The sequence below is a fragment of the Mesorhizobium sp. URHB0026 genome (assembly GCF_054059755.1).
Genome location: NZ_JBSSCN010000001.1, coordinates 4,089,060 through 4,113,893, shown reverse-complemented (window position 1 = coordinate 4,113,893; position 24,834 = coordinate 4,089,060). Strand labels below are relative to the sequence as shown.

At 62.0% G+C, this 24,834-nt stretch carries 31 protein-coding genes and 1 pseudogene; 17 read left to right on the top strand and 15 right to left on the bottom strand.

Features of this window, described 5'->3' with window-relative positions:
- Position 1: 1 nt before the first annotated feature.
- The 6 genes and pseudogenes from ACVWWD_RS20065 (at position 2) to aat (ending at position 5,363) form a co-directional block, all read left to right on the top strand.
- Positions 2–1,397 (top strand): annotated as a pseudogene (locus ACVWWD_RS20065) (M48 family metalloprotease).
- A gap of 69 nt (positions 1,398–1,466) precedes the next feature.
- Positions 1,467–2,306 (top strand): DsbA family protein, encoded by an 840-nt coding sequence (locus ACVWWD_RS20060; RefSeq protein ID WP_023773085.1) that lies wholly within the window; start codon positions 1,467–1,469, stop codon positions 2,304–2,306.
- Between the two features lie 145 nt (positions 2,307–2,451).
- Positions 2,452–2,886 carry a type II 3-dehydroquinate dehydratase gene (gene aroQ / locus ACVWWD_RS20055; protein WP_023773086.1) on the top strand — a complete coding sequence of 145 codons (435 nt, stop codon included), beginning with the start codon at positions 2,452–2,454 and terminating at the stop codon, positions 2,884–2,886.
- A 26-nt stretch (positions 2,887–2,912) separates the two neighbouring features.
- Complete coding sequence (gene accB / locus ACVWWD_RS20050) at positions 2,913–3,365, top strand: acetyl-CoA carboxylase biotin carboxyl carrier protein (protein ID WP_023773087.1); 453 nt, start codon at positions 2,913–2,915, stop codon at positions 3,363–3,365.
- Between the two features lie 10 nt (positions 3,366–3,375).
- Entirely contained in the window at positions 3,376–4,719 is a 1,344-nt protein-coding gene (accC, locus tag ACVWWD_RS20045) for an acetyl-CoA carboxylase biotin carboxylase subunit (RefSeq protein WP_023773088.1), read from the top strand.
- A gap of 26 nt (positions 4,720–4,745) precedes the next feature.
- Positions 4,746–5,363: a leucyl/phenylalanyl-tRNA--protein transferase gene (gene aat / locus ACVWWD_RS20040; RefSeq protein WP_023773089.1), complete on the top strand. Its 618-nt coding sequence runs from the start codon at positions 4,746–4,748 to the stop codon at positions 5,361–5,363.
- A gap of 9 nt (positions 5,364–5,372) precedes the next feature.
- On the opposite strand, the gene ACVWWD_RS20035 is transcribed toward aat, so the two are convergent.
- The 3 genes from ACVWWD_RS20035 to ACVWWD_RS20025 all read right to left on the bottom strand — a co-directional run bounded on the left by ACVWWD_RS20035 (position 5,373) and on the right by ACVWWD_RS20025 (position 6,966).
- Entirely contained in the window at positions 5,373–5,756 is a 384-nt protein-coding gene (locus ACVWWD_RS20035) for a hypothetical protein (protein WP_352553261.1), read from the bottom strand.
- 63 nt (positions 5,757–5,819) lie between these two features.
- Positions 5,820–6,428: a DUF2155 domain-containing protein gene (locus ACVWWD_RS20030; RefSeq protein WP_457103291.1), complete on the bottom strand. Its 609-nt coding sequence runs from the start codon at positions 6,426–6,428 to the stop codon at positions 5,820–5,822.
- 139 nt (positions 6,429–6,567) lie between these two features.
- Positions 6,568–6,966: an NADH:ubiquinone oxidoreductase subunit NDUFA12 gene (locus ACVWWD_RS20025; protein WP_352553265.1), complete on the bottom strand. Its 399-nt coding sequence runs from the start codon at positions 6,964–6,966 to the stop codon at positions 6,568–6,570.
- A 227-nt stretch (positions 6,967–7,193) separates the two neighbouring features.
- On the opposite strand from ACVWWD_RS20025, the gene panB reads away from it, so the two are divergent.
- Positions 7,194–8,036: a 3-methyl-2-oxobutanoate hydroxymethyltransferase gene (gene panB / locus ACVWWD_RS20020; protein WP_352553267.1), complete on the top strand. Its 843-nt coding sequence runs from the start codon at positions 7,194–7,196 to the stop codon at positions 8,034–8,036.
- Positions 8,033–8,884: a pantoate--beta-alanine ligase gene (gene panC / locus ACVWWD_RS20015; protein ID WP_352553269.1), complete on the top strand. Its 852-nt coding sequence runs from the start codon at positions 8,033–8,035 to the stop codon at positions 8,882–8,884. Before panB ends, panC begins: the two co-directional genes overlap by 4 nt.
- A gap of 134 nt (positions 8,885–9,018) precedes the next feature.
- Here the strand turns inward: panC and ACVWWD_RS20010 are convergent, their stop codons facing one another.
- The 5 genes from ACVWWD_RS20010 to ACVWWD_RS19990 form a co-directional block, all read right to left on the bottom strand.
- Complete coding sequence (locus ACVWWD_RS20010; protein ID WP_023773094.1) at positions 9,019–9,717, bottom strand: AIM24 family protein; 699 nt, start codon at positions 9,715–9,717, stop codon at positions 9,019–9,021.
- A gap of 150 nt (positions 9,718–9,867) precedes the next feature.
- Positions 9,868–10,362, bottom strand: coding sequence for a GNAT family N-acetyltransferase (locus ACVWWD_RS20005; protein WP_352553272.1), 495 nt, complete (start codon positions 10,360–10,362; stop codon positions 9,868–9,870).
- 4 nt (positions 10,363–10,366) lie between these two features.
- Positions 10,367–11,866 carry an Asp-tRNA(Asn)/Glu-tRNA(Gln) amidotransferase subunit GatB gene (gatB, locus tag ACVWWD_RS20000; protein WP_457103290.1) on the bottom strand — a complete coding sequence of 500 codons (1,500 nt, stop codon included), beginning with the start codon at positions 11,864–11,866 and terminating at the stop codon, positions 10,367–10,369.
- Positions 11,867–12,256: 390 nt separating this feature from the next.
- Positions 12,257–12,688, bottom strand: a complete 432-nt coding sequence (locus ACVWWD_RS19995) for a CBS domain-containing protein (RefSeq protein WP_015318050.1) — start codon at positions 12,686–12,688, stop codon at positions 12,257–12,259.
- 86 nt (positions 12,689–12,774) lie between these two features.
- Positions 12,775–13,530, bottom strand: a complete 756-nt coding sequence (locus ACVWWD_RS19990) for a rhomboid family intramembrane serine protease (protein ID WP_023773097.1) — start codon at positions 13,528–13,530, stop codon at positions 12,775–12,777.
- A gap of 459 nt (positions 13,531–13,989) precedes the next feature.
- Between ACVWWD_RS19990 and ACVWWD_RS19985 the strand changes: the two genes are divergently transcribed.
- The 5 genes from ACVWWD_RS19985 to ACVWWD_RS19965 all read left to right on the top strand — a co-directional run bounded on the left by ACVWWD_RS19985 (position 13,990) and on the right by ACVWWD_RS19965 (position 17,955).
- Complete coding sequence (locus tag ACVWWD_RS19985; protein ID WP_352552445.1) at positions 13,990–14,622, top strand: PAS domain-containing protein; 633 nt, start codon at positions 13,990–13,992, stop codon at positions 14,620–14,622.
- A 119-nt stretch (positions 14,623–14,741) separates the two neighbouring features.
- Positions 14,742–15,359 carry a PilZ domain-containing protein gene (locus ACVWWD_RS19980; RefSeq protein WP_023773099.1) on the top strand — a complete coding sequence of 206 codons (618 nt, stop codon included), beginning with the start codon at positions 14,742–14,744 and terminating at the stop codon, positions 15,357–15,359.
- 282 nt (positions 15,360–15,641) lie between these two features.
- Complete coding sequence (locus tag ACVWWD_RS19975) at positions 15,642–16,250, top strand: transglutaminase-like cysteine peptidase (protein WP_023773100.1); 609 nt, start codon at positions 15,642–15,644, stop codon at positions 16,248–16,250.
- A 310-nt stretch (positions 16,251–16,560) separates the two neighbouring features.
- Positions 16,561–17,313, top strand: coding sequence for an NYN domain-containing protein (locus tag ACVWWD_RS19970; RefSeq protein WP_457103289.1), 753 nt, complete (start codon positions 16,561–16,563; stop codon positions 17,311–17,313).
- Between the two features lie 78 nt (positions 17,314–17,391).
- A complete protein-coding gene (locus tag ACVWWD_RS19965; protein WP_352552449.1) occupies positions 17,392–17,955 on the top strand; it encodes an ankyrin repeat domain-containing protein in 564 nt (187 codons plus the stop codon).
- A gap of 38 nt (positions 17,956–17,993) precedes the next feature.
- Here ACVWWD_RS19965 and ACVWWD_RS19960 read toward each other — a convergent pair whose 3' ends face one another.
- Both ACVWWD_RS19960 and ACVWWD_RS19955 read right to left on the bottom strand, forming a co-directional pair.
- Positions 17,994–18,521, bottom strand: a complete 528-nt coding sequence (locus ACVWWD_RS19960; protein WP_352552451.1) for a gamma carbonic anhydrase family protein — start codon at positions 18,519–18,521, stop codon at positions 17,994–17,996.
- 19 nt (positions 18,522–18,540) lie between these two features.
- Positions 18,541–18,867, bottom strand: a complete 327-nt coding sequence (locus ACVWWD_RS19955; protein WP_435053631.1) for a DUF6949 family protein — start codon at positions 18,865–18,867, stop codon at positions 18,541–18,543.
- A 141-nt stretch (positions 18,868–19,008) separates the two neighbouring features.
- Here ACVWWD_RS19955 and ACVWWD_RS19950 point away from each other — a divergent pair, with 141 nt between their 5' ends.
- Positions 19,009–19,740 carry a hypothetical protein gene (locus ACVWWD_RS19950; RefSeq protein WP_352552455.1) on the top strand — a complete coding sequence of 244 codons (732 nt, stop codon included), beginning with the start codon at positions 19,009–19,011 and terminating at the stop codon, positions 19,738–19,740.
- A 52-nt stretch (positions 19,741–19,792) separates the two neighbouring features.
- On the opposite strand, the gene ACVWWD_RS19945 is transcribed toward ACVWWD_RS19950, so the two are convergent.
- Together ACVWWD_RS19945 and cysE are read right to left on the bottom strand one after the other, a co-directional pair.
- Entirely contained in the window at positions 19,793–19,996 is a 204-nt protein-coding gene (locus tag ACVWWD_RS19945) for a DUF3126 family protein (protein ID WP_006200852.1), read from the bottom strand.
- 139 nt (positions 19,997–20,135) lie between these two features.
- Positions 20,136–20,984, bottom strand: coding sequence for a serine O-acetyltransferase (gene cysE, locus ACVWWD_RS19940; protein WP_015318060.1), 849 nt, complete (start codon positions 20,982–20,984; stop codon positions 20,136–20,138).
- Positions 20,985–21,117: 133 nt separating this feature from the next.
- Here cysE and ACVWWD_RS19935 point away from each other — a divergent pair, with 133 nt between their 5' ends.
- Entirely contained in the window at positions 21,118–21,714 is a 597-nt protein-coding gene (locus tag ACVWWD_RS19935; protein ID WP_457103288.1) for an HD domain-containing protein, read from the top strand.
- A 48-nt stretch (positions 21,715–21,762) separates the two neighbouring features.
- On the opposite strand, the gene ACVWWD_RS19930 is transcribed toward ACVWWD_RS19935, so the two are convergent.
- From ACVWWD_RS19930 to ACVWWD_RS19920, 3 genes are read right to left on the bottom strand one after another with little or no spacing between them, the layout of a single operon-like run.
- Entirely contained in the window at positions 21,763–22,530 is a 768-nt protein-coding gene (locus ACVWWD_RS19930; RefSeq protein ID WP_023773105.1) for an alpha/beta fold hydrolase, read from the bottom strand.
- Between the two features lie 21 nt (positions 22,531–22,551).
- Positions 22,552–23,112 carry a DUF192 domain-containing protein gene (locus ACVWWD_RS19925; protein ID WP_023773106.1) on the bottom strand — a complete coding sequence of 187 codons (561 nt, stop codon included), beginning with the start codon at positions 23,110–23,112 and terminating at the stop codon, positions 22,552–22,554.
- 23 nt (positions 23,113–23,135) lie between these two features.
- A complete protein-coding gene (locus ACVWWD_RS19920) occupies positions 23,136–23,729 on the bottom strand; it encodes a cold-shock protein (RefSeq protein WP_032922500.1) in 594 nt (197 codons plus the stop codon).
- A gap of 216 nt (positions 23,730–23,945) precedes the next feature.
- Between ACVWWD_RS19920 and gloA the strand changes: the two genes are divergently transcribed.
- Together gloA and ACVWWD_RS19910 are read left to right on the top strand one after the other, a co-directional pair.
- A complete protein-coding gene (gloA, locus tag ACVWWD_RS19915) occupies positions 23,946–24,386 on the top strand; it encodes a lactoylglutathione lyase (protein ID WP_023773107.1) in 441 nt (146 codons plus the stop codon).
- Positions 24,387–24,519: 133 nt separating this feature from the next.
- On the top strand, positions 24,520–24,813 hold the full coding sequence (locus ACVWWD_RS19910; protein WP_023773108.1) for a DUF2218 domain-containing protein: 294 nt from the start codon (positions 24,520–24,522) through the stop codon (positions 24,811–24,813).
- Positions 24,814–24,834: the final 21 nt, after the last annotated feature.

Below are 24,834 nucleotides of genomic sequence, written 5' to 3'. Positions count from 1 at the left end.
CATGTTGAGCCGACCCAGATCGACGATTGCCCAGGCAGCGCGTGTCTTCGCGACGGTTTCGCTTGCCGCCGCGGTTGCGGTTGCCGGTTCGCAGACCGCCTTCGCCCAAGGCGTGCCAGTGGTCCGCGACGCCGAGATCGAAGCCCTCGTGCGCGATTATGCACGGCCGATCTTCAGGGCCGCCGGGCTGGCGAATGACGGCATCGACATCGTGCTGGTCAACGATTCCAGCTTCAACGCCTTCGTCACCGGGCGCCGGCTGTTCATCAATACCGGCGCGTTGATGACGGCTGAGACGCCGAACGAAATCATCGGCGTCATCGCACACGAAGCCGGGCATATCGCCGGCGGCCACCAGCAGAAACTGCGCGAACAGCTCGAACGCGCCAAGACCATGGCCATCATCGCCACCTTGCTCGGTGGCCGGTGCGATCGTTGCCGGTGCGACCACGAACAGCCGCGGCCTTGCCGGCGCCGGCATGGGCGTGGCGGCCGGCGGCGGCGAGATGGCGCAGCGCAGCATCCTCGCCTATCAGCGCACCGAGGAAATCACGGCCGACCGCTCGGCCATCACTTATCTCAATGCCACCGGCCAGTCCGGCATGGGCATGCTGAAGACCTTTCATCGCTTCCAGACCGCGCTGTCGCTGTCGGGGGCGCAGGTCGATCCCTACCGGATCAGCCACCCTATGCCGCAGGACCGCATCGCCAACCTCGAGGTGCTGGTCAAACAGAGCCCCAACGTCGACAAGATCGACGCGCCGGCACTGCAGCAGCGCCACGACATGATGCGGGTGAAGATTGCCGTCTACATGGAAGGCCAGGCCGCCGCGACGCGGCTGATGCAAAAGATGCGGGGCAGCATGGCGGCGCTGTACGGCGATGCCCAGTCGGCCTATCTCTACGGCAACATCGCCGCGGCACTCACCAAGACCAACGCCCTGATCAAGGCGCAGCCCAGGAATGCCTACTTCCAGGAGCTGCGCGGCGATATTCTGATGAAAGCCAACAAGCCCGCGGATGCGGCCGACGCTTATTCCAAAGCGGTTAGCCTCGACCCGGCACGGTCCGGCCTGCTGCCTGTCTCGCTTGGCCAGGCGCTGATGGCGGTCGGCACGCCCGACTCGCTCAAGCAAGCTGTCGTGCGGATCAACGATGGCCTGGGCCGCGACAAGGAAAACTCCACCGGCTATCGTTATCTGGCGCAGGCTTACGGGGAGCTGGGAGACATACCGGGCGCGGAGCTTGCCACCGCCGAAGGTCATTTCTATTCCGGCAACTACAAGGATGCGAAGATCTTCGCCATGCGGGCGCAACAGCAGATGAAGCGCGGCGAGCCGCGCTGGATACGCGCCCAGGACATCATAAACTACAAATCGTCAGGCAAGAGCCAGTAATCTCATGAACCTTCCGGCCGCGTGCTGCGACACAGCCAGACCGGAAAATAGGCAGAAGGAACGACAACGATGAAAAAGGCACTGCTGCTGGGCACCACGGGGGTTGCGGTCGCCCTTGGCATGCTGGCTTTCGGTTTCGTGGCCGGCAGTCCGCAGGTTGCGAAGGCCGGAACGGCACAGGCTGTCCAGACGGCGCAGCCTGTCCAGGCGGCTCAGCCTATCCAGACAGTTGCGGCCGACACCAAAATCGACCGCACCGAGGTCGAGGGAATCATCCGCGACTATCTCCTGAAGAATCCGGAGGTGCTGCTGGAAGTGCAGGACGCGCTCGAGGCCAAGCAGAAGGAGGAACAGCGGCTCGCGGCATTGGGCGTCATCAAGAACGCCAAGGACCAGATTTTCAATTCCACCTTCGACGGCGTTGTCGGCAACCCGAACGGCAAGGTCACCATCGTCGAGTTCTACGACTACAATTGCGGCTTCTGCAAACGCGCCATCGAGGACATGCGGGCGCTTACCAAGTCCGATCCGGACCTGCGTTTCGTGCTCAAGGAATTTCCGATCCTCGGTCCGGATTCGCAGAAGGCGAGCGTCGTCTCGATGGCGTTTCACCTGATGATGCCGGAGAAATACGGCGAGTTCCACAATGCCCTGCTCGGCGGCCAGGGGCGCGCCACCGAGGCAACCGCGATCAAGATCGCGCTTTCGCTCGGCGCCGACGAGGCGACATTGCACGAGAAGATGAAGGACCCATCGATCACCGAGGCCTTCACCAAAACTTACGATCTTGCCAACAAACTGCAGATCACCGGAACCCCGTCCTACGTCGTCGGCAACGAGGTCGTGTTCGGGGCGCTCGGGCAAGAAGTGCTTGCCGAAAAGATCGAGGCGGCGAAAGCCGCGCTTTGAGCGGCAAGCGGTTTTCTTCACGGGCGCATTTCGGCCTGTTGTGGACAGTGAAAGAACGCACTTGCGCTCTTTCCGCGGGCGACTATGCCCGGTATAGAGGCCCAGCGCGCCGGCTTGACGCCGGTGCCGGAAAAGGTCGGCTTTTTTGAAAACGGTATTCGTCCTGAACGGTCCCAATCTCAACGCGCTCGGCAAGCGCGAGCCGGGCATCTATGGCGGCAAGACGCTTGCCGCGATCGCCGAGGACTGCAAGCAGGCAGGCGCGTCGCTTGGGATCGAGATCGATTTCCGTCAGTCGAACCATGAAGGCGATCTTGTCGACTGGATCCAGGAGGCCGGCGACAAAGCCGCCGGAATCGTCATCAACCCAGGCGCCTATAGCCATACCTCGATCGCGATCCACGACGCCATCCGTTCGGTCGCGCCATTGCCGGTCGCCGAAGTTCACCTTTCCAACATCCACGCGCGGGAACCGTTCCGCCACGTCTCCATGGTCGCGCCGGTCGCTGTCGGCATGATCTGTGGCTTTGGGCCGCTCGGCTACACGCTGGCGCTGCAAGCGCTGGCCGCACGCCTATGACCGGCCAACAAACAGAAGGCTCGAAAATGTCGATAAAGAAGACCGGTGTTGACCAGCAACTGATCCGCGATCTGGCGGGCATACTGAACGACACCAACCTGACAGAAATCGAGGTTGAACTCGGCGACCTGAAGGTACGGGTGTCGCGACAGGCGCCCGCCGTTCACGCGATCGCGGCCCCGCAGCCCGCCTATGCACCAACGGCAACCCAGCCCGCGGCCGCGCCGGCGGCGGTCGACGTGTCGAAAAACGCGGTGACCTCGCCAATGGTCGGCACCGCCTATCTGGCGCCGTCGCCGGACGCAAAGCCGTTCATCGAGGTCGGCCAGAAGATCAAGGAAGGCCAGACGCTGCTGATCATCGAGGCGATGAAGACGATGAACCAGATCCCCTCGCCGCGCGCCGGCACGGTGACGGCGATCCTGTTCGAGGACGCGACGCCGGTGGAATACGGCATGCCGCTCGTCGTGATCGAGTAGAGCGGACCTGATGTTTCAGAAGATCCTCATCGCCAATCGCGGCGAAATCGCGCTCCGGGTGCTGCGTGCCTGCAAGGAGCTCGGCATCCAGACGGTGGTGGTGCATTCGACCGCCGACGCTGACGCCATGCATGTCAGGCTCGCCGACGAAAGCGTGTGCATCGGTCCGCCGCCGTCGCGCGACAGCTATCTCAACATCCACCAGATCGTCGCTGCCTGTGAGATCACCGGCGCCGACGCCGTGCATCCGGGCTATGGCTTCCTGTCGGAGAACGCCAAGTTCGCCGACATTTTGGCGGCGCACAACATCACCTTCATCGGCCCGTCCGGCGACCACATCCGCATCATGGGCGACAAGATCGAGGCCAAGCGCACGGCAAAACGCCTCGGCATTCCAGTGGTGCCCGGTTCCGACGGTGCGGTCACCGAGGAGAAGGAAGCCAGGCGCATTGCCGCCGAGATCGGCTATCCCGTCATCATCAAGGCGTCGGCCGGCGGCGGCGGACGCGGCATGAAAGTAGCGCATGCCGAGGCAGACCTCGAAATCGCACTGCAGACGGCACGCTCGGAAGCGGGCGCGGCCTTCGGCGACGACGCGGTCTATATCGAGAAATACCTGGAGAAACCGCGTCACATCGAGGTACAGGTGTTCGGCGACGGCTTTGGCGGCGGCGTGCATTTCGGCGAGCGCGACTGCTCCCTGCAGCGGCGTCACCAGAAAGTCTGGGAAGAGGCCAATTCGCCGGCGCTCAACGCCGAGGAGCGGTCCCGCATCGGCGGCATCTGCGCCAAGGCGATTGCCGATCTCGGCTATTCGGGCGCCGGCACCATCGAGTTCCTGTACGAGAACGGCGAGTTCTATTTCATCGAGATGAACACGCGCCTGCAGGTCGAGCATCCGGTGACGGAAGCGATCACCGGCATCGATCTGGTCCACGAGCAGATACGTGTCGCCTCCGGCGGCGGTCTTTCGGTCAAGCAGGAAGACATCAAGTTCAACGGCCACGCCATCGAATGCCGGATCAACGCCGAGGATCCGCGCACCTTCACCCCCTCGCCCGGCACCATCACGCATTTCCACACGCCGGGCGGCCTCGGCATCCGCGTCGATTCCGGCGTCTATTCCGGCTACAAGATCCCGCCCTACTATGACAGCCTGATCGGCAAGCTGATCGTGCATGGCCGCAACCGCGTCGAATGCATGATGCGGCTGCGGCGGGCGCTCGACGAATTCGTCGTCGACGGGATCAAGACGACGTTGCCGCTGTTTCGCGATCTCGTCGGCAACGCCGACATCGCCAATGGCGACTACGACATCCACTGGCTGGAAAAATATTTGGCCAAGGGCGAATAGCCCCAACTTGCCGCTATGATGACGCGATGACCCGTCCCTACGCGCCAGGCTATCGCATCCCGACCGACCTTCTGCTCAAGGCATACGCCTCGGGCGTCTTCCCCATGGCCGAAAGTGCCGGTGACCCGGAGGTCTTCTGGGTGCGGCCGGAGACGCGCGGCATCATTCCGCTCGACGGTTTTCACACACCCAAAAGCCTGAAGAAGACGATCCGCAGGCACCCGTTCGAAATCCGTTTCGATTTCGATTTCGAAGCGACGATCGACGGCTGCGCCGAAAACCGCGAGGAGCGCCGCTCTACCTGGATCAATGCGCCGATCCGCGAAGCCTATGTGCAACTGCACCGCATGGGTCATTGCCACTCGGTCGAGGCCTGGCGCGAGGGGCGTATGGTCGGTGGCCTCTATGGCGTCTCGCTCGGGCGGGTGTTCTTCGGCGAAAGCATGTTTTCCAAAGAGACGGACGCGTCGAAGACCTGCCTGGTGCATCTCGTCGAGCGCCTGAGGGCACGCGGCTTCGCGCTGCTCGATACGCAGTTCACGACAGAGCACCTCAAGCGTTTCGGCGCGGTCGACGTGCCGCGTGGCAAATATGAAAAGATGCTGGCAGACGCGCTGAAAGGCGAAGCAGTCTTTTTTCCGTAGGATCAGGCCCTACTTGGGCGACGCCTCGATCGGCGTCTGCGCATGGAACATCATCTTCCAGCCGTTGACGCGATGGACGTAGCCGGTGCTGACCAGCGCCGCATAGGGCTCGCCATTTTCGCGCGTCGCACGCGCTTCATAGGTCAGCATGACGATATCGCTGCCGGGTTCGATTATTCCCTTGAGTTCGATGTTGAGGTCGCGCCAGCGGTTGGGTTTGGCTGCGGTCTTGGCCAGATCGGCATTGTCCATGGCCTGTGCCATCTGCGGAAATGCCACAAGGCATTCGGTGTCGACATTTGCAGCGTAGTAGGCAGTGTCGCCCGTCCAGAACCCCTTTTCGAGCTCCAGCAACTCGGCCTTGTTGGCCATGATCCGCTTGCTGTCCGACATAGGCTTATCCTCAACGCGCGTGGTGATGGTCCAACGCGCGCCAGCCATGGCGGTTCCAAGAGATCAATTGGTGTCCGTCGTATCCGGTTCCACGGCGTCGTCGGGCTGTGCCGCGTCCGGAGCGACCGGGGGATTTGGCTTGGTCGCGGCTGGCTTCGACGCGTCGGCTTTCGCCCCATCGGCCTTGGTCGCGCCGCTCTTGCCAGCATCGGGCGCCGGCACATCCGACTTCTGCTTGCATTCCTTCAGCCAGACGTCATAGACGGCATGTTCGACCGCGTTGAGCCCCGGACTTTCGGCAAACATCCAACCGGTGAAGATACGGCGGATCTTGCGGTCGAGCGTGATCTCGTCGACCTCGACGAAAGAATCGGTCTTCGGCTGTTCGTTCTGCGGCCGGGAATAGCAGACGCGCGGCGTTACCTGCAGGGCGCCGAACTGCACCGTCTCGTCGATATAAACATCGAAGGTGATGATGCGGCCGGTGATCTTGTCGATGCCGGCGAACTCGGCGACCGGGTTGGTGATGCGATCCGATCCCGCGGGCGCCGCCGGCGCCGGGGCGGCGGGTACGGGTGCGGGTGCGGGTGAAGCCGCAAAGGCGAGGGTGCTGACGGCGAGGCTGGCGGCCAACGTCCGGGCGCCCGTCGATATCGGGTTGAAAAAGCTCATGCAGGGGGTACCGGTGGTTCGCGCCCAGGTGATTCCGTCAATCGCTAAGGCTAGTCGCCGTTTTCTGATCAGCAAGCAGCTACACACCAATTGTGGCGATAAAGGACCGGCCTGCACCTTACCTTTGTAAACCGCGCCGTTACGAGCCCGGCGTCCAGGCGTCGTAGTCGCCGGTGACCTGCGGGCGGTGTTGATTGGTCAGCACCGAGCCTTTCGGACGATAGGCCGATGGCGTGCCGGTCAGATTGGGTAAATGCGGCTTTTGCCAGTCGCGCGGCCGGTAGTCGTCGCTGGAGGGAGCGATATCGACACGATGGTGAATCCAGCCGTGCCAGCCCGGCGGAATCGCCGAAGCTTCCGAATAGTTGCGGTAGATGACCCAGCGACGCGTGCGGCCTTCCGAATCGATACCGCCTTCGTAATAGACATTGCCGGCCTCGTCCTGGCCGACCCTGCTGCCGTAGCGCCATGTGTGCAGGCGCGTTCCCAGCGTCTGGCTATTCCACCAGGTAAAAAACTGCGTCAGGAAAGTCTTCATCTCAGAACCCTCGCGCTGGCGGCGCCCGTTTCCTGCTTATGGCGTCAGGCCTTCGGGAAGGCAAGGGTTTTGCCGCGGGGAGCGCGCAAATGGCGCGCCAGGGACCCGACACCAGCCTGTGACTCCAAGGGTGACCGGATGCGCGCTTGCCAAGGCTTGCCGCTCTTTCTAAAGCTCTGCGCGCCCATGCGAAAATCCTGTGCCGCCCGGACTGAAGGAGGCGACGATTGGCCACGCAATTGCCGACCACCGACATTCGCATCGGCGCCGACCTGATTCGCCGCCGCAAGGGCGGCACGCCGATCGTCTGCCTCACCGCCTACACCTACCCGATCGCCCGCCTGCTCGATCCCCACGTCGACCTGCTCCTGGTCGGCGACAGCGTCGCCATGGTCTTGCATGGCCACGAGACGACGCTAGGCGCCTCGCTGGAGATGATGATCGCGCACGGCCAAGCCGTGATGAGGGGCTCAGCCCGGCCCTGCGTGGTCGTCGACATGCCGGCCGGCAGCTATGAGGAGTCTGCCATGCAAGCCGTGGCCTCGGCACGGCGCGTCGTCGGCGAGACCGGCTGCCAGGCGGTGAAGCTCGAAGGCGGCGTCGACATGGCTCGTCAGATTGCCGCGATCGTGGCTGCCGATATTCCGGTCATGGGCCATATCGGCCTGCAGCCGCAATCGGTGGAAAAGGATGGCGGCTACAAGATCAAGGGCCGCACGGGCGAGACTGTAGCCGCCCTGATCGCCGACGCGCTCGCGGTCGAGAAGGCCGGCGCGTTCTCGGTGGTCATCGAAGGCACGATCGAGACGGTCGCCGCCGACATCACCCGCCGCATAGCCATTCCAACCATCGGCATCGGCGCCAGCGGGGATTGCGACGGCCAGATACTGGTCATCGACGACATGGTCGGGCTGACGGTCGACCGCGTGCCGAAATTCGTCAAGCAATACGCCGATCTGCGCAGCGTGATCACGCATGCCGCGGAGCGCTATGCATCGGAGGTGCGGGATCGCGTTTTCCCCGGGCCCTCCCACGTCTTTTCAAAAACCAACGGCGGGGATGACGCGTGAACCGGCCCCACGTCGTTGACAGCGTTGCCGCGCTTCGCGCGCGAATCCGCGACTGGCGGCGCGACGGACAACGCATCGCCATGGTGCCGACCATGGGCGCCTTGCATGACGGGCATCTTTCGCTGGTCAAGATCGCCCTCGAAAGGGCTGATCGTTGCGTGGTGTCGATCTTCGTCAACCCGAGGCAGTTCGCACCGACCGAGGATCTCGACAAGTACCCGCGCCAGTTGGCCCGCGACCTCGACATGCTGGCGGTAGTCAAAGCCGACCTTGCCTTCACGCCCGGTGTCAGCGAGATGTATCGCGCAGGCTTTGCCACGAAGATCTCGGTCGGCGGCCCGTCGGCCGGGCTCGAAACGGACTTTCGCCCCACCTTTTTCGACGGCGTCGCCACTGTGGTGGCCAAGCTTCTCCTGCAGGCCGCACCCGACTTCGCCATCTTTGGCGAAAAGGATTACCAGCAGCTTTGCGTCGTCAGGCAGCTTTGCCGCGACCTCGACCTGCCCGTCGAGATCATCGGCGCGCCGACCATACGCGACGCGCATGGCCTCGCCATGTCGTCACGCAACGCCTATCTCGATGAAACCGAACTCCAGATCGCTCGCCAATTCAACGTCATTCTGCGCAAGGCAGCAGCTGCGCTGGCGGCGGGCGCAGGGCAGCAGGAAACGATCGCCGAAGCAAGCCGAGTTTTGGTCGCGACCGGCTTCCAGACGGTGGATTATGTCGAGGCTCGCGAATGCCTGACACTCACGCCATGGCGGCGCGACCGTGCGGGCCGCGTTCTCGCCGCCGCCTGGTTGGGAAAAACCAGGCTGATCGACAATGTGGAAGTTCCCGCCGCCTGATCGGCGTTCGTACTCTCGATCAAGTCGAAGGCTCGCCCTGCCAACACCAAGGCACGGGCAAACCGAACCGCTGATAAGTCACCGCCGCGTTCGCGCTTGCCCAGGCTTCATCCGTCTGGCCCCTGCCCCCCAGCCTATTCCTCGGTCGGCATATGCAGGTACATCGACTGGATGCCGACCCTGCCCGGCCCGGTGAAGCGGTTGACGATGAAATTCAAGTTGGCACCGAAGAAGCCGCTCGACAGCCGATCGATCTTAGTCTCCATCCTGACCGAGGCATCCTTGAACAGCCAGCCGCCGGGCTCGATGTCTATGATCTCGCCCGGAGCGAGCGTCTTTTCAAAAACGTTGCCATAGCCGTGCAGCCAGACGATGCCGTCACCGGTATCGCCGCGAAACCGGTCGATGAAGAAGCCGCTCTGGCCGAACAGCATCGTCGCCAGGCCGCGTACGCGTTCGAACGTGTAGTCGATATTGCCGGTGGCGGCCAGAAACTGGTGCTCGCGGACCTGGATCTCCTCGCCTCGTCGCAGGTGAATCGGCACGATGTGACCCGGCCCATCACGGCTGAAGGCGATGATGCCCGCCCCCGACGCCTCGGTGACGAAGATCTGCATGCCGGCCATCATGCGCTTCAGCGCGCCCTTCAGCGATTTCAGACCGATGGTGATTGTGGAATTCTTCCACAGCAGGATGTGGTGCTCAAAATAGACAGGCATCCGCGTCACGTCGACGGAAAGCACGGGCACCAGTTCGCCCGCTATGTGATAGGTGACGCCACCAAAGGTTTCATCCGACACCTCGGTCGGCATCAGTTCCGGCAGACTTGGCATGGTTTCCCCCAAAGCCATCCCGCGTGTGTCGGTTTACTCGGGCTTCGCGCGGTTCGACCCAGGTAGCTTGGTGCCGGACACCAGGGCCGTCAAACGAAAACAGACCTCGCGACGCGCGCTCGCGCGAAGGTGATCACGCCGCCACCGTGCTCAGGCAGCAAGTACCCGTTCATAGATCAGCGCCGGGATGGCAGAGCCGGCGGAGCCGCAATTCTCGGTGCGGCCGGCCTGGACGAAGCCGTTGGCCTGATAAAAGGCAACGGCGCGGGCGTTCTTCTCTTCCACTTCGAGCCGAATGCGGTGAGCTTCCGGAAAACTCTCGATGATCTCGTCGAGAAGCATGCCGCCGATACCGCGGCCCTGCAGCGAGGGAAGCACATAGAGCTGCCTGAGCATAACCACGCCGCCGCCATCGACGGCTTCGGCAAACGCCATGCCCCCAATGCGCTTGCCGTCATCGGCAACGAGGAATTCGCTGCTCGGCTTTACCAGCCTGGCCATCAATGAGGCGATGGAGTGCCATTCATTGGTGATTTCGGTGACCCGCTCAGCGCCATAGATGTCGTCATACGTCGCATGCCAGGTCTCGACCAGCAACGCCCGGACGGCTGCGAGGTCGCGATCCCCGACGGTGCGAACGAACATGCTTTTACTCGATGCCCAGCTTGGCCTTGACGAGGTCGTTGACGGCCTGCGGATTGGCCTTGCCGCCAGTCGCCTTCATCACCTGGCCGACGAACCAGCCGGCCATGGTGGGCTTGGCGCGAGCCTGCTCGACCTTGTCGGGATTGGCCGCGATCACCTCGTCGACCGCCTTCTCGATGGCTCCGGTGTCGGTGACCTGCTTCATGCCACGGCTTTCGACCAGCTGGCGCGGATCCCCACCCTCGTTCCAGACGATATCGAACAGGTCCTTGGCGATCTTGCCGGAGATGGTGCCTTCCTTGATCAGGTCGATGACGGCGCCGAGCTCGTCGGGCGAAACCGGAGCGGATTCAATGTCCTTGCCGGCCTTGTTGAGAGCGCCCAGCAGATCGTTGATGACCCAGTTGGCGGCGAGCTTGCCGTCGCGACCGGCCGCCACCTTCTCGAAATAATCGGCGATCGGCTTTTCCGACACCAGGATCGCGGCGTCGTAGGTAGAAAGGCCGAGCGAGGAGATCAGCCGCAGCTTCTTGTCATCTGGCAGTTCCGGCAATTCCTTGGCCAGCGTATCGACGTAGGCTTGGTCGAATTCCAGCGGCAGAAGATCGGGATCAGGGAAGTAGCGATAGTCGTGCGCCTCTTCCTTGGAGCGCATCGAGCGCGTCTCGCCCTTGACGGCGTCGAACAGCCGCGTTTCCTGGTCGATCCTGCCGCCATCCTCGATGATGGCGATCTGCCGGCGCGCCTCGTAGTCGATGGCCTGGCCGATGAAGCGGATCGAGTTCATGTTCTTGATTTCGCACCGGGTGCCGAATTCGCCACCTGGCCGGCGTACCGAGACATTGACGTCGGCGCGCAACGAGCCTTCGTCCATGTTGCCGTCGCAGGTGCCGAGATAGCGCATGATGGTCCGCAGCTTGGTCACATAGGCCTTGGCCTCATCACCGGAGCGCATGTCGGGTTTCGACACGATCTCCATCAGCGCCACGCCGGAGCGATTGAGGTCGACATAGGACATGGTCGGGTGCTGGTCGTGGATCGACTTGCCGGCATCCTGCTCCAGATGCAGGCGCTCGATGCCAACCTCGATGTCCTCGAACTCGCCCTGGCGGTCGGGGCCGACCGAGACGATCACCGTGCCCTCGCCGACGATCGGCTGTTTGAACTGCGAGATCTGGTAGCCCTGCGGCAGGTCCGGATAGAAATAATTTTTCCGGTCGAAGACCGACTTGTGGTTGATCTGTGCCTTAAGCCCCAGGCCGGTGCGGATCGCCTGCTTGACGCATTCCTCGTTGATGACGGGGAGCATGCCTGGCATTGCCGCATCGACAAGGCTGACATTAGCATTGGGCGCGGCACCGAAAGCGGTCGAAGCGCCGGAGAACAGCTTTGCTTCCGAGATGACCTGTGCGTGCACCTCGAGGCCGATGATGATCTCCCAGTCGCCGGTGGCGCCGGAGATCAGACGTTTTGCGTCAGGGGTACGAGTGTCGATAAGGGACATGACGGCCTACAAATTTGAACTTCGGAATATGCATGTAACGCATATTTTGGTTTGGAACTTCGCTAGTGCAAACTGTCTTGCGAGACAAGCGCAAAGCCTCAGTCTGATCTTCCCAGCCATTTTCGCCTACAGGACGCCAATCCCAATGGAGAGTGGATGTCCACTTCCGCTCAGTCCCGGACGCGCGGCGCTGTTGGGAACAGCGCATCCTGCACCTGCTCCCGCAGGTCGGACGCATTGAAATCGAAAAGAACGACAAGAGACGGATTGCCTCCGTCAAATGGGCCCCACCACATCACCGGCGCGGACTCGAATTCGTCCGCTCCGAACTCGACAAGAGGTTGTCCTGGCGTTGCCGGTCGGTCTCCGGCCGGCGGTTCCCTTCACCGCTCAGGCGGTGGCGATGTAGGCCCGGATTTCCTCGGCCTCGCGCTCGACGTCCTCGATGCGGCGCTTGACCACGTCGCCGATGGATACGATCCCATCGAGCAGACCATCCTTTTCCACCGGGAGATGGCGGAAACGGCCCCTGGTCATGATCTCCATCACCTCGTTGACGGTGTGGTTCTCGTTGCAGATCTTCACCTTTGGCGTCATCGCCGAACGCACTGCTATATCGAGCGCGGCACCGCCCTCCCTGGCAACCACGCGCACGATGTCACGCTCCGAAAGGATGCCGACGATCTTGCGATCGCCATTGGTGATGACCAACGCGCCGATCCTGTGCTCGGCAAGGATGCGGATGGCTTCGCTCAGTTTTTCGTTCGGCCCGAGCGTCAACACGTCATGGCCTTTTTGCTCGAGAATGGCCTTAACCGTCATGGCGTCCTCCTCTACTTTGCCAACCGGTTCCTGCCCTGACCGGCTTCACATAAGAGTGAACATGGTGCGCCGTGATCGGTTGCATTTCAAGCCCGGTCGGAGGTCTCCCATTCGGGCGCTTGCCATACCCTGTCGAACCAGCGCAGGCCGAAGAAGCCCGCGACAAAGCCGCCAATATGAGCCTCCCAGGCGACTTGGCCGTCCACGCCCGGCGCGAAGCCGAGAAGGCCGGTGGCCAGATTGATGACCATCCACATGGCCAGGAAGATGACGACGCCGCGCGAGCGCAGCACGACCTTGACCGGCAGCACCGGGCCGGCGAAAGCAGCCTTGCCGGCCGAGCGGTCGGTGCGGAAACCAAAGCGCGCCGCAGCCCCCATCATGCCCGATATGGCGCCCGATGCGCCGACCAGCGGCGCTTCACCGTACGGATGCATCGCCCAGAAGAGCGCCACCGACGCCAATCCGGTGGCGGCAAAGAACAACGCGAACCGAAGCGCGCCGAGACGATTGGCCAGCGGCGAGCCGAAGGCGGCAAGCCAGACCATGTTGATGGCGATATGGGCAAAGCCGCCATGCATGAAGGCATAGGTGAAAGGCCGCGTGAAAAGAAACCAGTCGAACCCGTACCTGCCGGTATAGAGGACCGGAATGAAAGCTCCGTCATAGAGTAGCGTCATCTGCTGGGCGTCGTTCAGCGCATATTGCTGCAGCAGGTAGACGACCGCACAGATGCCGATCACCGCCAGCACGATCGGCGGCAGATTGAACACCGGCTCACGCACTGGTGGCGGCATGGTCTCGGCCGGTTCGGACTCGGACGGATTTTGCGGTTCGCTCATCTGCAATCGCACTCGATGCTGGTTCGACTGGGCTGGTCGACTGGGCTGGTTCGGTCGGGGCTGGTTCGGTCTGGGCTGGTTCGGTCTGGCGAGCATCTAGATCACCGCCGATGGAACCGCAAACGGCGAATCGTCCCGCTCCGAATCAAAGGGGCGAATCGAAAAAGAAGCCGTCCAAGGTTTCCCCTGAACGGCCGGTCGAGCCCCTGCTCCCCTAAAACTCTTGACTGAAGTGCTGCCGATCGTCGCGAAACGACCGCTTCTGGAGTGGTTTTGGTGTGCCACGCGGCGGCCCACGGCGCAACGTAAACCAGTTGTTAACCTTAACGGCCCCGACCCGTGAACAAGTGTTAACGACGCTGGCACGCTTCCTGCTCCCCAACGCATGTAGGTCATCGGAGGGCGCCCTTCTGTTCACCGATGGGACATCAGACGACAGAATGCGCGGAGCTTAGTAGGATGAACCAAAACGGATCGATCACGCTGTTCCACTATTGGAACCGCCTGCGTGACGGACGCCCGGCTCCGAAGCGATCGGAAGTCGAGCCGGCCGATATCAAGACGCTGCTGGCCGACACGTTCATCCTCGAAAAGGACACGCGTGGGCAGCCTGTATTTCGTCTAGCCGGCACCAGGCTCTGCGCCTCCTACGGCCGCGAACTCAAGGGGTTCTGCTTCCCCTCGCTGTGGCGGGAGAAGGATCAGAGGCTGGTTTCGCGGCTCATTCACGGCGTTTTCGAGCAGAAATCGGTCGTGCTGATCACTTTCGAGGGCTTCAGCCGCAACGGCCGCTCCAACAAGTTCGAATTGCTCGCCTTGCCGCTCGACGGCGGCATCGAAAATCCACGCTGCCTCGGCGTGATCAGCGCCGTGGAGAAGCCGTTCTGGCTGGGCGCGGATCCGATCACCGATGCCTTGATCGATTCCATCCGCGTTATCGACCCGGAGAAGGAATTGCTGAGCGGGCGTCCCGCGATCAACGTTCCCTCGCTCGTTCCCGACGAGATCGAGGCGCCCGAAACGATCTCTGCGCTCGGCCGCGCCCGCCGCATCCGCCATCTCGTCGTCTTCGACGGCGGGCGGGAGGAATAGTTGACGATCGCATGGTCTTGCAGGCCCGTTTTTCCCCTTTGTTAACCCGATTTGTTGTAGTTCTCTGCTGAAGTTCCTCGCATCCACGCGCGGGAATGCCAAACAGGGTGTAGGCAGTCATGAGGTCAGCGGCGGTCGACTACGCGCCGTCCCAAGCTGAAAGGCGTAACTTTCAGCGCGTCCGGGTCAAGATCTACGGACGATTCATGCTGGAGGACCGAACCGAGCACCCATGCCAGGTCGTGGACATGTCGCCCGGCAACGTGGCGCTTCGCACCGACCGCATCGGCATGCCCGGCGAGAAAGTCATCGCCTATATCGACCATATCGGCCGCATCGAGGGTGTGCTGACACGCACGCTGCCGGATGGCTTCGCAATGACGGTGATTGCGTCCGACCGCAAGAAGGACAAGCTCGCCGCGCAGTTGACTTGGCTTGCCAACAAGCACGAACTCGACCTCCCGGAAGACCGCCGCCACGAGCGTGTCTCGCCCCGCAACCCGACCAGCGTGCTGCAGCTCACCGACGGCCGTCAGTATCAGTGCCGGATCATCGATCTGTCGCTGTCGGGCGCAGCGATCGAGATCGACGTGAAACCGGCGATCGGCGTCCAGGTCATGCTCGGCACGATGCGCGGACAGATCGTGCGGCATTTCGAAGATGGCGTCGCCATCGAATTCGCCGTCATCCAGCGCCCCGAAACGCTCGATTCCGAATTCAACACGCCGCGCTCCTGATTAGACAGCAAAGCATGCCCGTCATGCCGGCCCTCGCGGCCGGCTTTTTTGATTTCGGGGGCGGCGGTCGATATGTCTGGATAGCAGGTCGCCATAGTCGGAAATGGTCCGCGCGAGGCCGAATTTGCCGAAAACCGGGTGCAGCAATCCAACCAATTCAATACTAAAATGATTCAAATTTTATGTTTATTCTATTGGCTTTTTACTTAAAATCTACTTCGGGCCTTTGCGTCGAATAAATCCACATGTGGCACTGTCTCCTTCGAACGGGGAGACTGAACAATGAAAAAAACGAGGGGCAAGCTGTTGCTGATGGCAATGGCGATGCAGCTTTCCGCCTGGGGATCAGCATATGCCGCGGGACCGGCCTATATGCATACCGGCGGACGCACGACGCAGCCTGTTGGCCACTATGAATTCTGCCAACGCATCCCCGGCGAATGCAACGAGAAGACCCCCAAGGGGACGCCGGTCGACCTGAGCCGCAAGCTCTGGGCGACGATCGTCAGCATCAACAATTCGGTCAACACCCGCATCAAGCCGCGCACCGACATGGAAAACTACGGTGCCGAGGAATACTGGGCCTACCCGGACAATGGCTATGGCGATTGCGAGGACTACGCGCTGGAAAAGCGCCGCGAGTTGATGGATGCGGGCGTGCCGGCCGGCGACCTCTTGATGACGGTTGCGCGGCAGCCGAATGGTGACGGCCACGCGGTACTGACCGTGCGCACCAGCCTCGGCGAGTTCATCCTCGACAATCTTGAAACCAAGGTGCTGTCCTGGACGGACACCGACTATACCTATCTCAAGCGTCAATCGACGGAGAATTCCGGCGTTTGGATGACGATCAACGACGGCCGTTCCGACGCGGTCGCCAGCGTCCGCTGAGGACGCCAATGAGGTCAGGCGCGTTGCACGACGCGCTTACCGAGAAACCCGGTCGAGTCCCACCCTCCCCGTCCCCAACGACCGGGTCAAAGGAGCCGGCCCCGTCCCCGGGCCGGCTCCACCATTTTTGGCCAACCACACGGGGATTACGCCGGCACATGAGCCGGCTTCCGTACTCCGCTTGCTTTCAGAATGCCGCAGGATCCTCGACTGTCGGTTCGTCGGCGGATATGGTTCCGACGTTCTCCGCACGAGATACGCTGGCCAAGCTGGCGAACGTCGAAAGCGCGCTAGTCACCAAAGGTGTCGCATGCCGACCGAACCCCGATCACCACGTCTTGCCGTTCTGATCGACGCCGACAACGCTTCCGCCAAGATTGCCGACGGTCTGTTCGAGGAGATCGCCAAGATAGGCGAGGCCAGCGTTCGTCGAATTTACGGCGACTTCTCAAGCGCCCGGTCGAAAGGGTGGGCCGACATCCTGTCCAAACACGCCATCATCCCGCAGCAACAGTTTGCCTATACTGTCGGTAAGAATGCGTCAGATATCACTCTGGTGATCGACGCCATGGATCTTCTCCATAGCAGTCGCTTTGACGGCTTCTGTCTGGTTTCGTCCGACAGCGACTTCACGAGGCTTGCTGCCCGCATCCGCGAACAGGGCGTCGATGTGTTCGGCTTCGGCGAGCGGAAAACCCCAGAAAGCTTTCGGCAGGCATGTCGCCGTTTCATCTACACTGAAAATCTCCTGCGTGGCGCAATTAGCGTTCAGGATGCCGCACCGGCCACGAAGCCGCTCCGGTCGCCGAACGCCGCAACGCCGATCCTGAGGAAAGTTATCGGCCAGATGGACAGCGAGGATGGCTGGGTGTCCCTGAGTAACTTTGGAAAGCAGCTCTTAAACCTCTTCTCGGATTTCGATCCCCGTACCTACGGTTTCGGGAAGCTGAGCGATCTGGTGCGGGAGACGGCTGCTTTCGAAATCGACAAGGCCAGCGGCGGAGCCATGCGAATACGCATCAACACCGCCCCCACAAAAAAAGGGAAAAACAAATCGGGGTGAGTTGGACCGGAACGCCTCTGCACGTGTGGATTCGCAGCGGCGTATCGTCTGCAATCCCGCACGAGTTGGGTCATTGCCATGCTGGAAATTCCGGAAGATCGATGCGAGCGCGATCGTCTGTTCAAGGCGATGGACGATGCCTTCAAGGCTGGCGACTTCGAGGCCCTCGGCACCGCCCTGAGCGGTTCGCCCCGCTGGTTCGACGAGCGCATGCCGTTTGAGCTCGGCCTTGGCCATCCGCTCGAATACGCGATCTACTGGAGCCCGCTTGCCTTCGTCGCGGCGCTGCTCGACGCCGGGTCGAGCCCAAACTACGACGATCATGCCGGATTTCCATCGATCATCGCGGCGCTGTCCACCGAGCGCGCGGACAAACTCGACATTATCCGCATCCTCATCGATCACGGCGCCGGTGCGGACATGCGAGGTGTCAACGACTGGACGCCGCTCCACCAAGCCGTGGCCATGCGAGACGCCGAGGCGATCCGCCTGCTTTTAGCCGCCGGCGCGGATCCCTCTTTGAGGACTCGCATCGACCACTACACGACAGCGCTGGAAGAAGCAGACATTGCAGGGTTCGAGGTGGGCGCGTCGCTGCTGCGGGCAGCTCTTGGGGAGCGCGCAACCGCCAACCGGGATTGATGGCCGCCGGTGGCCGACGGCATGCCCGGGCCGAGACCTCAAACCTTCTTCAGCCCCGCCTTGAAGCGCCTGGCGTTGGCGACATAGTGCGCGGCCGAGGCCCGCAGCCGCTCGACCGCCACGTCGTCCAGCACCCTGATCGCCTTGGCCGGCGAACCGACGATCAGCGAATTGTCCGGAAATTCCTTGCCTTCGGTGACCAGGGCGCCGGCACCGACGAGTGAATTCTTGCCGATCCTGGCGCCGTTGAGCACGATGGCGCCCATGCCGATCAGGCTGTTGTCAGCAATCGTGCAGCCATGCAGCATGGCGCGATGGCCGATCGTACAGCCCTCTCCGACGGTCAGCGGAAAGCCGGGATCGGTGTGCATGACGGTATGTTCCTGCACATTGGTTTCGGCGCCGATGACGATGGGCTCGTTGTCACCCCGGATGACGACGCCGAACCAGAAGCCGGCATTGCGGCCGATCCTGATGTCGCCGATCAGCGTCGCATCGGGCGCGATCCAGTTTGAGTCCGCGTCGGCGAAGCTCGGCTCCGTTCCATCGATCGCATAAAGCGGCATTTTCGGTCTCCGATTCGCCTCAGGCCGGAGACCCTAGGAGACCGGTGGCCCAGGAAGCAATGGCAAGCACGACGATGCCCAGCGCCAGCGACCAGGCAATAGCGGTGCAGCCGCATGACAGGAGCGCCACTACCGAGATGCGGTTCGCCCGCCTGGCGTCAAGCGCATCGTTGACCAGCATGAACGGCCCGGCGCCCGCGGTGACAGCCAGCGAGCGCAACACATGGGCGGGCGACACATAGGGTTCGGTAAAGGCGACCTTGCGACCCGATACCAGCTCCATTGTCGAGCCCGCCAGACCGCAAACCGTCAGTCCGACGACAAAAGCGAACAGCAAGAGTTCCATCTGGGCCACGTTAACCCTCCATTTACCATGAAATCGCACAGTCGTTTCAGGAAGTCTGCAAGGGCCGTGCCGTGCGAAGTGTGCCGTCAAGGGACACTTCGACCGCGGGGATGGCCGATTGGCGGCGGAACGAGGACCGAGATGAAGCAGGCAGCGATCGCCGACGGCCCGAAACTGACCGTGGTCGATTCCATGCTGATGAAGCGGGTGTTCTACGCCTTCGCGGCTCTGGCCGTGTTGTCGATAGCCATCAGCTTCGGCGGCAAATGGTTCGGCCGTTCCATTGCCATGGCCGGCTACACCGACGACGCGACCGTGCGCGAAGTGGCGATCGGCAACAACGTCATCACCGTGCCGGCCAATTTCATCCGGTTCGAGCAAGCCCGGCGCGACGGCGTCGCCACGCGCCTCGACCTTTATATGCGCTATCCCCAGATGGACGGCTACAGCGAGGCGTCGCGTGATGATTTCAACCACGCCGGAACCGACAGGAACATCATTTTCCTGTCCTTCGAGCAGCAGATGATGTCGCGTGACATGAGCGGCCGGTTCGGGCCGATCTACAGCGCGCTCATCGTCCAGCCCGGCATTCCAGGCCCCGGCGGCACGACGGTCTACGGGTTCAATGAGAAATCAGGGTACCTGAATGAAGTGCTGGTCGTCGGCAAGCGCGCGGGCAACGACCCTTTCGTGGCCCGCTGCCTCAGCGGGCCGAGCGCCGGCGAATCGCTGGCCCCATGCGAGCGGGACATCCATGTCGGGGATGATCTCAGCCTCACCTATCGCTTCCCAAGGGAATTCCTTGGCGACTGGCAGACGCTCGACGCGGCAATCATGGCCAAGGCGGGGCGGATCCTCAAAACCGGTCATTGACAGGCTGAAGAGGCCGGCCGCGCTCGATGCGGCCTGACGCGGCATTGCGGGCTCAGGCCAGGTCGATGTCCAGGATCGCCATCGAGAAATTGTAGTCGCCGTCGTCCTCGTCCTTGAAGACGATGCCGAGGAATTCGTCACCGACATAGACCTCGGCCGAATCTTCCTTGCGCGGCCGTGCCTTGACCTCAAGCTTGGGGTTCTGGAAGACGCGCTTGAAATAAGCGTCCAGCTTTCTGATTTCGTCCGGCTTCAACAGTCTTCTCCGATCATCGGCTTGCTCGTTTGAACGGCGCTTCTGGCACGTCGACAATGGCGATGTAAAGGCAAGCCGGCCTTATTGCACTGGAAGCGGCAGCGCTGCCGGGCAGTCCTACGGGGCAAGTGCCGGCAAATCAGATATCGAAACTGATGACATGGTCCATCTTCTGCGACGGCAGAAGCTGGTCCATCTGGCGCGATGGCTGGTCGCAGCCGGTCTCGCCAACCACGCGGGCCGGCACGCCGGCTACCGTCTTGTTATGCGGCACAGGCGACAGCACTACCGATCCGGCGGCAATCTTGGAGCAATGGCCGATCTCGATGTTACCGAGAATCTTGGCGCCGGCGCCAATCAGCACGCCGTGGCGGATCTTGGGATGGCGGTCGCCGCCGGCCTTGCCGGTGCCGCCCAGCGTCACGCCATGCAGGATCGACACGTCGTCCTCGATAACCGCCGTCTCGCCGACGACGAGGCCGGTGGCGTGATCGATGAAGATGCCCTTGCCAATGCGCGCGGCCGGATTGATGTCGGTCTGGAAGACCGCGGACGAACGGCTCTGCAGGTAGAGCGCGAAATCCTTGCGGCCGTGGTTCCACAGCCAATGCGCAAGCCGGTGGGTCTGGATGGCATGAAAGCCCTTGAAATAGAGCACCGGCATGATGAACCGATCGCAAGCCGGGTCGCGGTCATAATAGGCCTGGATGTCGACGCGCACCGTGGTCGGCCAGTCCTTGTCGTCGGCGAGCATCGACTTGAAGGTCTGGCGAATGAGATCGGAGCCGATATCCTGATGGGCAAGCCGCTCCGCGATCCTATGGATGACAGCCTCTTCCAGACTCTCCTGGTTGAGGATCGTGGAATAGAGGAACGCAGCCAACAAGGGGTCGCGGTTGACCGCTTCCATCGCTTCGTCGCGGATCGAACGCCAGATCGGATCGACCGGCTGCAACGCGCTTTGGCGGGAAATGCTGATGCTGTTCATCGACGTCTCGTCCTGCGTCCTGCTAGTCTGCCTGCCATCTGGCCGCACATATAAGCCAGTTCATAGCATGATTGAACTCAATTTTCCTTAGTGCTGTGTCAAATGGATTTGGTTCGCGGGAATTCAAGCAGCCATGGAAAACGAACCCTTGATCGACGATGCCCTGAAAACCGAGCTTTCGGTCCTCTACAAGGGCGGCGATCGCCACTATCACAACCTCGCCCATATCGAGGCGATGCTGGCACTGGCCCGCGATTATCGAACGCTTCTAGACGACCGCGAAGCCGTCGAAGCGGCGATCTGGTTCCACGACGCCGTTTACGACAGCAGGGCCAAGGACAATGAAGCGCAAAGTGCCGCCCTTGCCGAGCAAAAGCTCGCCGGCCGCATCGATGCCGGTCGCCTGAGCCGCGTCAGCGCAATGATCCTCGCCACCGCCACGCACCAGTTGCCGCTGTTCGACGACGTTGCGGCGACGCGCGACGCCAGCTTGTTCCTCGACATGGATCTTTCGATCCTGGGTGCCGCACCGGATGCATTCGACGCTTATGAACGCGCGGTTCGCCGCGAATATGGCTGGGTGGAAGAGCCGATGTGGCGTGCCGGCCGCGGCGCGGTGCTGAAAAGCTTCCTTGCCCGCCCGCATATTTTTCACACGCAGGAGTTCCGGCAGCGCTTCGAGCCGCAGGCAAGGCTGAACATGGCGCGATCGCTGCAGGCCTTGACCTGATGTATCGATTTCGCCACCCGAGACGCTTCGTCCCCGAACGCCGGAGCCTCAGAGCGGATTTTCGGCGTAGAACTCCAGCACGCGCTGCTTGAAGGTCTTGTCCCCGACGGCCAGCATATGGTCCCTGCCCTCGATGTGGAAGGCCTTGGCGTTCGGCATCAGCGCCGCAAGCTCGTCCGGCGATCCGCCGATGTCGTCGGTGGTACCGACGGCGATCAGCGTCGGCTGGGCGATGCGGGCAATATCCTGTTCGTCAAGCAGTTCCCGTGAGGTGACGATGCAGGCGGCAAGCGCCCGGCGGTCACTGCGGGTCTGGTCGGCGAAGGCACGAAAAGAGCGACCGCGCGGATGGGTGGTCGCGGCCGGATCCTCGGCCAGAAGGGCGGCAGCGATTGGATCCCAATCGCCTACCCCATCGATCATGCCGATGCCGAGGCCACCAAAGACCAGCGTCGCCACCTTGTCCGGGTCGGAAAGCGCCAGGAACGCCGCGATGCGCGCGCCCATCGAATAACCCATGACATGGGCGCGCTCGATGCCGAGATGACCGAGCAGGGCTGCCGCGTCCGAAGCCATTTTCGCCGGTGTATAATCGGCCTCCTCATAGCTCTTGGATGACGAGCCATGGCCGCGATTGTCGAAGGCGATGGCGCGGTAGCCGGCATCGTTGAGCGTCTTGAACCAGCCGGGCGACACCCAGTTGACATAATGACTCGACGCAAAGCCGTGGATCATGAGCACCGGATCGCCCTCGCCCGATGCCGGCTGGCGGTCGAGGAAGGCTAGATCGAACCCGTCATGAGAGAAAAACTGCATCGGCTACACCACCATTGGCACTCAGCCGCCGCCATTTGGCGCATCACCGTTGTCCGCCGGCGGCGCGCTCGGACCGACGACCGTGCCGATGGCCGGATGGCTCAACAGATTGCCATATTCGATGCCGTTCCTGGCGGCCATGCCGGCCTTGAGTTCAAGTACGAAGCGCACGGGCACGCCGGGTGAAATGACGGCCTCGGACTGCGGTACGCCCTGCTTCACCGCACGAATCTTGCCGTCCTGACCAATAAAGATCAGGTCAAGCGGCAGCGGCGTGTTCTTCATCCAGAAGCCGACCTGTTGCTGGATCGGAAAGACGAACAGCATGCCATGGTCGTCCGCCATATCCTGGCGATACATCAGTCCGGCCTCCCGCTCCGCGTCGGTGTCGGCGACTTCAATGGAAAACGAGCGATCTCCGTTTTTCGTCGCCACAACCAGCGGCGCGGGATCGACGGGAAGGATCATCGCCCGGCCATCGGCCGCGCTGGGTACCTGGAAATAGAAAAACGCGGCAGCGGCGACCATGACGGCAGCCACGGCGCACATCACGCCCGCCGTCAGCCCGTTCCTGTGTGTCATATGAAATCCTCGGCCGGATCGCCCTAGTGCGAGACCGGCAAGGTGCCCATATCGGGGTGAATTTCGGCGGCCATAAGGCCTTTGTCACCGCGGCCGAAACGGACAAGCACGACTTGCCCCGGCCGAAGCTCGGTGATGCCGTAGCGGCGCAAGGTCTCCATGTGGACAAAAATGTCCTCGGTGCCCTCGCCGCGCGTCAGGAAGCCAAACCCCTTCGTGCGGTTAAACCATTTGACCAAAGCCCGTTCGAGCCCGCTCTCCGGCGTCACGGAGACGTGGGTGCGCTGTTCCTGCATTTCAGCGGGATGGACGGCGGTGGTGAGATCCATGGAAAGCACACGGAAAGCCTGCAGCCCGCGCTCACCTTGCTTGACCAGGCAGACCACGCGCGCGCCTTCAAGGGCAGTCTGGAAGCCGTCCCGTCGAAGGCAAGTCACATGGAGGAGGATATCGCCTGAAACACCGTCATCGGGGAGGATGAAGCCATAGCCCTTGGCCACATCGAACCACTTGATGGCGCCGGCAATCTCGGCCAGGTCGGCATCGCTGCCTTCGTCGCGCGTCAAAGCGTCGCCAAGGGTATTGGCCCGCCCCGTCAAAGAGGCCTTTTCCCCCATAAGAATGCCCCCTTTATTCAAGAACACCGCAACTGATTCTTGATACCAGATTAACACCGCGGCTTCCGGTGTGTGCAAGAGCTGACGTGCCTTTTTTCACGGTTCATTGCGGGAATACCGGATTTGTTCTTTGCCGGCACCGCTTGCGCCTCACGATTGCCCTTTGACCGGGCCGACCCTATGTTGCGCCGCAACTCAACAGATCGAGGAAAACACATGCGCTATCTGCACACCATGGTCCGCATCGCCGATGTCGATGCCTCGCTCGATTTCTACTGCAACAAGCTCGGCCTGAAGGAAGTTCGCCGCTATGAAAACGAGCAGGGCCGCTTCACGCTGATCTTCTTGGCGGCTTCGGAAGATGAGCAGAGCGGCATCGACGAGAAGGCGCCGCTGGTCGAACTCACCTACAATTGGGATCCGGAAGATTACAAGGGCGGGCGCAATTTCGGTCACCTCGCCTATGAGGTCGACGATATCTACGCTACTTGCCAGCATCTGATGGACAATGGCGTCACCATCAACCGGCCGCCACGCGACGGCAACATGGCTTTTATCAAGTCGCCGGACGGCATCTCCATCGAGCTTCTGCAGAAAGGCCCGGCCAAGGCCAAGGCAGAGCCGTGGGCATCGATGGCGAATACCGGAAGCTGGTAATCGGTCACCCTTTTCGAGTGGCCGGCGGCCACTCGATGGTGTTTGGTGAGGTTGTGCCTATCTATGCAGCTATGGCGCCTGCCCTGAAGAGTGGCGCCGCCTCGTCATCAGATTGAGCTTCGGAGAACCCTTCATGCCGACCAGCCATGCCAATGTCGCCACGGCCCATGCAAGCCGCTATCTGCAACAGCTGTGCAAGCATTGGGCGCACAAGTTTCCCGTCGAGTTCGACCCCAACCACGGCATCATCGACCTTTCACTCGGCCGTACGGTCATGGACGCCGACGGGGCAGCGCTGCACATCACGGTATCGACCAACGAGCCCGCTTCGATCGAGCGCCTCGAAAGCGTCGTTGCCGACCACATCAAGCGCTTTGCGTTCCGCGAAGAACTGGCCTTCGACTGGAAACGCGCCGAGGTGGCGTAGTTCGTTCATGCGTGTCGCCGC